Source organism: Caldithrix sp. (assembly GCF_056497305.1).
In genome coordinates this window covers 1-9,268 of record NZ_JBSMDE010000046.1, presented here as the reverse complement: position 1 = coordinate 9,268, position 9,268 = coordinate 1, and the positions used below count along the sequence as shown (strand labels likewise).

Genomic DNA, 9,268 nt, shown 5'->3' with positions numbered 1-9,268 from the left:
CAATCCGTTCTTTAGTAAAATGTTATGTTTAATCCCCATGGAAGGCCAGGCCAAAAGGGACTTTTAGAATGTTAAAGAAAGGCCATGTTATGGGGAGCGACCGTATTGTTAAGGACAGTTATTTAAGATTTTGTCCATTTTTATTACGCTTTACTCATGGCATAAAATGATTCTGTTGCATTACATGCATTTCTTTTAGTAACTTAACAAATTATGCAATTAGTTAAGCTATTGGTTTTTTTAATCAGCCTGGTGCCTTCGTTGCTGCTGGCTCAGCAAATCGCTTCCAATGAAGCTGTGATCGAGCGCCTGTTCTTTCAGGCTCTGGATTCGCTTAAAATAGAGCAAGCGGGCTGGCAATTGCATTTTAAGTTTGAAACTTTAAACGACGAAAAGAGAGCCTTTTGCCAGGGGCGGTTGATTAAATATTTTAGCCGGAGAGCACGGACTGATACGGCGCAAAGTTCGGACGCTGCGCTGGTCATTCAGCAATTTGACCCGCAAATCAAATATTTTGAACCGATGAAGCAGTTGCTTGGTTTGGGTAAACAGGTGCAAAGAGAGGTCCGTCTTCAATTGAGTCTGTACCTGGATGGGGCGCCCTCTGTGAAGAATAAAAACTTCTGGCAATTGGCCCTTGTGAATACCGATCAGATTGACCGTACGAACATTGAGCGCCTGGAACGGAGTCCATTCTCTTTCACTCATGGGCGTTGGGTGAGTTTTTCACGATGGACTCGATTTTTGCAGCCGGCCATTATCGCCGGAAGCGTGAGTGTTTTAATTTACTTATTTTACAGTTTGCGAACCTGAATGAACTTGTTCTTTACAAATGCGTTAAATGGCCTTTGAAAAATGAGCGAGTTTTTTACAATGGAGGATTGATCTTGATTAAAAAAGGAATTTATCTACTGATTGCGATTATTCTGGTCGCCTGCGCCGGGGTGCGTCCTAAACCGGACTGGACAGCTGAGCAATATTTTAGATATGCCAAAAAATTATTTGATGACGAAGACTATTACGAAGCGTCCAATGAATTTACCGTGATTACCTTGCGCTATCCGGGTAGCAGTGTGGCCGATAGCGCGCAATTTTATCTGGCAGAATCGCACTACATGATGAAGGAATATTTAATCGCTGCCGCCGAGTATGAAAAGTTAATCAATAATATGAACAAGAGTAAGTTAGTCCCCCTGGCCCAATACAAATTGGCCGACAGTTACTACAAACTGTCGCCCCGTCCTGAACTGGACCAGGAGTACACCTTAAAGGCTATTCGGGAGTTCCAGATATTTATTGAAGACAATCCTACCCATCCCTTAAAAGAAGAGGCCCTGAAGAAGATATCGGAACTGCGAGCCAAACTGGCATTAAAGGAATTGAAAAATGCCGATATTTACAGAAAAATGCACGAGTACAGGGCAGCTATCATTTATTACGATCAGGTGCTGGAAGACTATTACGACACCAAATGGGCCGACGACGCCATGCTGGGCAAAATCGAGACCTATCTGGAGATGGGCGATGTTCAAGCCGCTCAAAAAGAGATCGAGAAATTTAAAGCCCAGTTTCCGGAAAGCAAGCTGATGGAAAAAGTGAACAAGATTTCTCAAAAAATTCCTGAGGAAACCCATGAGCAGGTCCTCTCCGGTTCCTCCAACTAAAATCGGGATTTTCGGCGGAACCTTTGATCCCATTCATCATGGACATCTGATCGTCGCCGAATGGATCTGGGGGGAGCTCCACCTGGATACGGTGTTTTTTGTTCCCCTGTTTAAACATCCTTTTCAGGAAAAAAGCGATATTAGCCAAGCTCACCATCGCTTTCGGATGGTGGACATAGCCATTGAGCGCTATGAATATTTCAAGATTTCAAAATTTGAGGTCACCCGTGAGACCCCCTCTTACACCATAGACACCCTGCGCCATTTTAAAAAAGAATTTCCTGATGCCCGGCTCTATTTTTTTATTGGAGGCGATAATTTAGAGCAATTTCACCTGTGGAAAGATTACCAAGAGTTACTGGAAATGGCCCAATTCGTAGTGTACGATCGTCCGGGAGGCCATTTACCCGAACATTTCCCAGCAGACAAATTTCTATTTGTAAAGGCGCCCATGATTGAACTTTCGTCCACTTTGATCAGGCAACGTATTAAGGAGGGAAAGCCCGTACAGAGTATGTTGCCTATGGGGGTCTGGAGCTACATCCTGGTGCATAAATTGTACCAGAGGTAAGGGCTGGGCTACACTGGCGTTTGCGATCATTCCGGAACATTCTCGTTTGGATTCCATAAAAGTTAGAAATGAAAAGCATTTTTGTGTAATTTGCCTTTTAAAAGAATTGATGGCCAGATGGGTATTCAGGAAAAATTGGAATTAATCCCCGACAGGCCGGGTTGCTACCTGTTCAAAGATCAGTCCGGTACAATTTTGTACGTGGGTAAGGCCAATGTGCTGCGCCACCGTGTCCGTTCCTATTTTCAAAAATCCCGTTCTTACCATCCCCGTTTAAACGCCCTGGTGCGCAAAATTTCCGATATTGAGTGGATTGTTACCGATTCGGAAGTAGAGGCCTTAATTCTTGAAAACAATTTGATTAAAGAACACAAACCGCGCTACAATGTCAATTTAAGAGACGACAAAACCTATCCCTACATTCGCATCACCCATGAAGACTTTCCGCAGGTGTTTATTACGCGCAAAATCGTCAGAGATGGGTCTGAGTATTTTGGGCCCTACACCGATGTTAAAAATGTGCGTTACGTTTTGAGAACACTTCGCCAGATTTTTCCCATCCGTTCCTGTAAATATCAACTGACGCCTCAGGTTATTGAAAAGAAAAAGATCGATTTGTGCCTTGATTATTACATCAAAAAGTGCAAGGGCCCCTGCCAGGGATTGCAGAGCAAAGAAGATTACGCGCAGATGATCGAGCAGGTAAAACGCTTTTTAAAAGGCAAAACGGAAGCACTGGTGCAGGAATTGAAAACACAGATGGATGAATTAGCTCAACGAATGGAGTTTGAAGAGGCGGCTTTCATCCGCGATCGTTTAAAAGCGCTGGAACGCTACCGGAACAGTCAAAAAATTGTGCAGGGCGATTTCAAAGATCGGGATGTGTTTGCCCTGGCCCAGGAAGATCGGGAAGCCTGTGTGGTGGCTTTTAAGATCCGAGAGGGAAAGATCATTGGCAAACAGCACTTTTATTTAAAACAGGTGGGCTGGAAAGAAGAGGCAGAAGTACTGGAAGAATTTCTGAATCAATATTACTTTTCCAATCAGGACATTCCGCAGGAGATCTTTTTACAAACTTCTGTGGAAGCCGAACAAGCTTTTACACATTGGTTAAGCGAGCAATCCGGACGCAAAGTGCAGATAGTGGTGCCGCAGCGCGGCGAAAAATTTAAGTTGGTGCAAATGGCCCAAAAAAATGCGCGCTTTTTGCTCGATGAATTGCAGCTGCAGAAAATGAAAAAAGAGCAGACCATCCATTTTACAGTCACAGCCCTGCACCGCGATTTAAATCTTCCCAAACCGCCACTTATCATTGAATGCTTCGACATCTCCAATATCCAGGGTATCGATGCCGTGGCCTCGATGGTCTGTTTTGAAAACGGCAAGCCTAAAAAGAGCGCTTATCGGCGGTTTAAAATTACCACCAAGCAGACGCCGGACGACTTTGCCATGATGCGAGAAGTCATAGAGCGTCGTTACAGCCGCCTAATCGCAGAAAAAAAACGGCTGCCCGATTTGATTGTGGTGGACGGGGGCAAGGGACAGCTCTCTTCGGCCTTGCAAATTCTTAAACAATTGGGATTGGAAAACCAACCGGTTATCGGTCTGGCCAAACGGCTGGAAGAAATTTTTGTGCCTGGTGAGAGAGAGTCTAAAATTTTACCGCGGAATTCTTCCAGCCTGCGGTTGTTACAACAAATCCGTGACGAAGCCCACCGCTTTGCTATCAGCTATCATCGAAAACGACGGCGGAAGAGAACCTTAACTTCCGAACTGGATGCCATTGAAGGCATTGGTCCCAGGCGCCGACAGATCCTTCTGGAAACGTTTGGTTCGGTAAAGCAGATCGCTGCCTGTAGCAAAGAGGAGCTGATTCGCAAAGCAGGCCTTCCTGAATGGGTGGCTGAAGCTGTCGTCGAATTTTTTCGGAACAAAGATCGCCCATAATGGTTGCTGGTTACCATCGGACTTAAGGTTTCTCTTTGTTTGGTGAAACAGAATTATTTTTTCAAAGGATGTTACGATTTAGCCTGTGAAAATCAGTTCGGCAGGGAGGTTACAAAAGGCTCGAGCTGAAGCTCGAGTTACGTTGCGCCTGCGAATTGTTTGTAAGGGTAGGGAATTACTTAAATTGGTCCTCACTCCCTGGCCCCCTATTCTAAAAAGCGGGCGCGGGGGGAAACGGGCTGTGTGGAAAAAATTCTAATCAATCTGCGGATTTCTGACGAATGATTTAGAAATATGCATTCTTGTAGGAGAGCAAGGCATGAAATGGTTAAAAAGAACGCTGTTGGGGGCCTTCTGGGGCATTTTAGCGGCCCTGACCGTCTGGATGATTACGCGTTATGTGGCGCCTGATCTGTTTTACACCTACGAAGCTAAAACCTACGATTGGCGCATTGGTAAGAAATTTGTGGAGCGTCCGACCATCGATGACATCATTATTGTGGATATCGATCAGCGGGCCATTCAACAATTGGGCAAGTTTTCGCAATGGCCGCGAAAATATCACACACAAATTATCAATTTCCTGAATCAGGCCGGCGCTTTAGCCGTGGGGCTGGATATTCTGTATGACAAGGATATCTGGCAACCGGAGCAGGATAAAGAATTTGTACAGGCAGTAAAAGACGCCGGAATGGTTTATTCGGCCATCTATTTTGCCCAGGCCGATTCCGATAACTGGTTGCCGGTCATGAAGTCGGAACCGGAAGGCTTTGACGCCCCACGCTTTTACTACACCATGCCTTTACAAAGCGAAATGTATTTCAAAAAGGAAGATCGTTTTGAAAGCAGTTTTGTGGAACTGTTAAATGCCAGCAGAGGAGTAGGGCACGTCAACTTCTATGGCGATGTCGATGGCATCGTGCGCAGCATCCACCTGTTTACCAATTTCAACCACCATCTGTATCCCACTCTGGGTTTTAAAATGTTTTTAGATGCCATAGGCGTCGATTCTGTTCTGTTTGATCCTGAAACCCAATTCATGAATTGCTACCGCGAAACCGAGCTCTTGTTGCAGATCCCCACCGATGAGCACGGCAACATGTTTATTAATTGGGCCGGACCTTTCAAAACATTTCGTTACATCAGTTTTTACGATGTGCTGAAGGCCAAAGAGAGGAATCTGCCACCAGAAATATTCCAAAATAAAATCGTTTTGTTAGGCACCTCGCTGGCTGGCCTGTACGATTTAAGAAATGTGCCCTTTGAGCGTACATTCCCCGGAGTGGAAATTCATGCCAATATCCTTTACACCCTGATGACTCAGAATTTTATTACGCGGATGAACGAACAACAAACCTTTTTGCTTCTGCTCATCATCGGCTTGATCCTGGGCGTTATTCTCATCCGAACGCGTCCCCTGTTTAGCATTCTCTTTATTGTACTGGTGGGATTTATCTACGTGGTTACGGTAACCATTATCTTTTTTGAAAGCAATTATTGGATTGAAATAATTGCACCGCTGCTGACCATTGTTCTCAGCTTTTCGTTAATCTACGTCTATCGCTACATTACCGAAGAAAAGGACAAACGGTTTATTCGTTCCACTTTTTCCCACTTTGTCACCAAATCGGTGGTCGATGAGCTGCTGGCCAATCCTGAAAAAATTAAATTAGGCGGCGAGAAAAAAGAGTGCACCGTGTTGTTCAGCGACGTGGCCGGATTCACAACCATTTCGGAACAACTGGAACCGGAAGAACTGGTGCATTTATTAAATGAATATTTGACGGAGATGACCAATATCGTGTTTAAATACAATGGCATGCTCGACAAATACGAGGGCGATGCCATCATGGCCGTGTTTGGCGCGCCGGTGGAGCGCGGGAATCATGCCTACCAGGCCTGTGCCACGGCTCTGGATATGCAAGAACGGATGGTAGCGTTGCGCGAAATATGGCGCCGACAAAATAAACCGGAGCTTCGCATGAGAATTGGCATTAACACCGGTCCTATGGTCGTAGGCAACATGGGCTCGGAGAGCCGTTTTGATTACACGGTGATGGGAGACGCCGTAAATTTAGGAGCCCGTCTGGAGCCGGCCAATAAAATCTACGGAACGCATGTTATGGTGGGCGATGGTACGGTGAAAAAAGCCGGTGATTTAATCATTGTCCGTCCGCTCGATCTGCTGCGTGTGAAAGGAAAAACCGAGCCTGTTTGGGTGTACGAACTGATTGGGTTGAGTGAGCGTGGCATCGGCGATGATATGATGCGCGTCATCGAATTGTTCAAAAAAGGACTGAGTCACTATTTAAAACGGGATTGGGACGCAGCCATCAACTATTTCATGCAGGTACTGGCCATCAGGGAGAACGATGGCCCGGCGCAACGCTACCTTGAGCGCTGCAACTTTTTTAAAGAAAATCCACCGGCAGAAGAGTGGGATGGTGTTTACACGCAAACCACGAAATAGAGTCTATTGGCTTTTGTGCCTTGGCCTACTTGTGTTGCTGGCCTGCGGAAAGTCGGAGCAGGAAAAGAGCAGACCGCGTCAGGCAGCCGATTCGCTTCTGGTCTTTAAACATTTTAAATTAGCCAATGCCCGCCAGGCTTTTCAAAAGGCTATCCGTCAATTTGAAAAGGAGAATCCAGGCCTGAAGGTTAAAGAAGAAATTTTACCGGCCAACACCAATGTGCAACACCAATTTTATGTGACCAGTCTGGAAGCGCAATCGGACGATTTTGATGTGTTTTTAATTGATGTGATCTGGACCCCTGAATTCAGTCTGGCCGGCTGGCTGGAAGACCTTTCCGATCTGGTACCTGCCGGCGAGAGACAACAATTTTTTTCAGGTCCTATAAAAGCGGATACGTATCAGGGAAAATTGTTTGCCATTCCCTGGTACATCGATGCCGGTATTTTGTACTATCGGAAGGATTTGCTGCAAAAGTATGGTTTTTCGCCTCCGGAGACCTTTCAGCAACTGGTTCAGCAAGCGCGTTTCATCCTGTCGCGGGAAGCAAATCCTGAATTAAATGGCTTTTTATGGCAGGGTAAACAATACGAAGGCCTGATCTGTACCGCGAACGAAATTATTTCAGGATTTGGGGGGCAGATTCTTGATGAACTGGGGAGCGTGCGTTTAAGCGAACCGCCCGTCCGCAAAGCGCTCCAGTGGCTTAAAGATTGCATCTACACCTATCACATTTCACCAACATGGACTCTGACTGCCGATGAGGAGAGCACGCGTTTAAGTTTTTTGAACGGCAATACGCTCTTTTTGCGGAATTGGCCTTACTGCTGGACGTTCTTTCAGCGGCCGGATTCAAAGGTACGCGGAAGAGTCGGAGTAACCCACTTGCCGGCCCGACCAGAAATTAAAGGGCAGAGCACACTGGGCGGCTGGCAATTGGCGGTTAATCGTTTTTCCCAAAAGAAAGAGCTGGCTAAACGCTTTGTGCGTTTTTTATCCAGTCCTGAAATGCAATTGCAGTTTGCCATCGAAGTGGGCACCAAACCAACCAGAAGAACGTTGTACCAGAATGCCAGACTTCTGAAAAAACAACCTTTTATTGTTCAATTGTTTCCTATTTTAGAACACACCGTTCCGCGTCCGGTTACTCCTTTGTATCCGCAAATTTCACAAATATTGCAGGTGGAATTTTCGGCTATTCTGGCCGGTATTCGTCCGGTTCATGAGGCTCTGCAGTCTGCTAAAGTGCAGATAGAGCACGTGCTGGAAATCGAAAAATTAAAAATTTCTGAAGAGCCCACGAGGGCCTATTAAAAAATTTTGATTGAGTCAATAAAGCCTTTATCTTTAAAATATGAAGCGAAGAACGGTTCTCTACTTTTTGGGCCCCAGTCTGCTGCTGCTCTGTTTGGTAGCCCTGTTCCCCCTGACCTACGGCTTTATTTTAGGTTTGATGCGCAAAATGCCGGTGTTTGGCATAAAGCAGTTTATCGGTTTTGATAATTTCATCTTTTTGCTGCACGATCCCCGTTTTCAACAAAGTTTATGGACCACATTTAAATTTACCGCTCTTTCCGTACCTCTGGAATTGCTGTTGGGCCTCGCCTTCGCTTTGCTATTGCGCGAAAAGGTTCCCGGAAATGCTCTGTTAAAAATGACCTTAATGATTCCCTGGGCCATACCTACCGTGGTCTCGGCAAGAATGTGGGAGTGGATTTACAATCCTGAATATGGGGTTTTGAATTATCTTTTAAGATCCGTTGGGCTGTTACAGCAATCGGTCAATTGGCTGGGGCATCCCTTCTTGACCTTACCAGCCATCATATTGGCCGATGTGTGGAAGACTACGCCCTTTGCTGCATTGCTCATCTATGCCGGCCTGCAAACCATTCCACAGGAACTGTACGAATCGGCTAAAATAGACGGGGCCGGAGCGCTGCGTAGATTAATACACATCACTCTTCCGCTCATTTTTCCCGTCATCCTGATTGTGGGCATTTTCCGCACTATGGATGCCTTTCGTATTTTTGATCTCATTTATGTTATGACCGGCGGTGGGCCGGCCAATGTGAGCGAAACATTGAGCGTTTATGCTTATAAATTGCTTTTTCAGACCATGCAATTCGGTTACGGCTCTGCTGTTTCGGTGGCTACATTTTTTATGATTGCCATCTTGAGCAGCATTTACGTTTACTTTCTGAACCGCAAGTTTCGCCTGTTGCAATGATTGAGTGCCTGCAGCCCAAACTGATTGTCGTTTTGATCGGTGATTCGACTGCTTCGGGACAGAGCGGGGAAATATTTATTTGCCTTTACACAGGTCTCGAGCTGAAGCTCGAGTTACGTTGCGCCTGCGAATGGTTTGCCAGTGTAAGGGATTCTTCTCCCGCTGAAGCGGGATCAGAATGACATGCCGGCATTGTTTTTAACCTCTAGGGCACCATTTGACCTTTCACAAAATAATTCGTAATTCGTAATTTTTAATTTTTGAGTTCAGTATAAAAACCACGAATTTCACGGATTAACACGAAGATATTTGATGTAATTTAAATAAAAACAATAGGCAAATTTAAATAAAATTCGATAATAATACCTTTTTAGAGTGGACTCATTTT

At 45.4% G+C, this 9,268-nt stretch carries 7 protein-coding genes; all 7 read left to right on the top strand.

Annotated elements, in window-relative coordinates; translation table 11 throughout:
* Nucleotides 1-213: 213 nt before the first annotated feature.
* The 7 genes from ACWB0I_RS03840 (at nt 214) to ACWB0I_RS03810 (ending at nt 8,880) form a co-directional block, all read left to right on the top strand.
* A complete protein-coding gene (locus ACWB0I_RS03840) occupies nt 214-813 on the top strand; it encodes a hypothetical protein (RefSeq protein WP_479386716.1) in 600 nt (199 codons plus the stop codon).
* A gap of 74 nt (nt 814-887) precedes the next feature.
* The gene (locus tag ACWB0I_RS03835) at nt 888-1,664 is read left to right on the top strand and encodes an outer membrane protein assembly factor BamD (protein WP_479386715.1); all 777 of its coding nucleotides are present in this window, start codon (nt 888-890) and stop codon (nt 1,662-1,664) included.
* Nucleotides 1,633-2,235: a nicotinate-nucleotide adenylyltransferase gene (gene nadD, locus ACWB0I_RS03830; protein ID WP_479386714.1), complete on the top strand. Its 603-nt coding sequence runs from the start codon at nt 1,633-1,635 to the stop codon at nt 2,233-2,235. Before ACWB0I_RS03835 ends, nadD begins: the two co-directional genes overlap by 32 nt.
* 117 nt (nt 2,236-2,352) lie before the next feature.
* The gene (gene uvrC / locus ACWB0I_RS03825) at nt 2,353-4,182 is read left to right on the top strand and encodes an excinuclease ABC subunit UvrC (RefSeq protein WP_479386713.1); all 1,830 of its coding nucleotides are present in this window, start codon (nt 2,353-2,355) and stop codon (nt 4,180-4,182) included.
* Nucleotides 4,183-4,501: 319 nt separating this feature from the next.
* A complete protein-coding gene (locus ACWB0I_RS03820) occupies nt 4,502-6,652 on the top strand; it encodes a CHASE2 domain-containing protein (RefSeq protein WP_479386712.1) in 2,151 nt (716 codons plus the stop codon).
* Entirely contained in the window at nt 6,624-7,967 is a 1,344-nt protein-coding gene (locus ACWB0I_RS03815) for an ABC transporter substrate-binding protein (RefSeq protein ID WP_479386711.1), read from the top strand. The genes ACWB0I_RS03820 and ACWB0I_RS03815 overlap by 29 nt, the downstream gene beginning before the upstream one ends.
* Before the next feature lie 40 nt (nt 7,968-8,007).
* Nucleotides 8,008-8,880, top strand: coding sequence for a carbohydrate ABC transporter permease (locus ACWB0I_RS03810; RefSeq protein ID WP_479386710.1), 873 nt, complete (start codon nt 8,008-8,010; stop codon nt 8,878-8,880).
* The last annotated feature ends 388 nt before the right edge of the window (nt 8,881-9,268 follow it).

Bases quoted from the DNA above. Each gene is read 5' to 3' on its own strand.
- ACWB0I_RS03820 (WP_479386712.1), top strand. From the start codon at position 4,502: ATGAAATGGTTAAAAAGAACGCTGTTGGGGGCCTTCTGGGGCATTTTA.
- ACWB0I_RS03815 (WP_479386711.1), top strand. From the start codon at position 6,624: ATGGTGTTTACACGCAAACCACGAAATAGAGTCTATTGGCTTTTGTGC.
- ACWB0I_RS03840 (WP_479386716.1), top strand. From the start codon at position 214: ATGCAATTAGTTAAGCTATTGGTTTTTTTAATCAGCCTGGTGCCTTCG.
- ACWB0I_RS03810 (WP_479386710.1), top strand. From the start codon at position 8,008: ATGAAGCGAAGAACGGTTCTCTACTTTTTGGGCCCCAGTCTGCTGCTG.
- nadD (WP_479386714.1), top strand. From the start codon at position 1,633: ATGAGCAGGTCCTCTCCGGTTCCTCCAACTAAAATCGGGATTTTCGGC.
- uvrC (WP_479386713.1), top strand. From the start codon at position 2,353: ATGGGTATTCAGGAAAAATTGGAATTAATCCCCGACAGGCCGGGTTGC.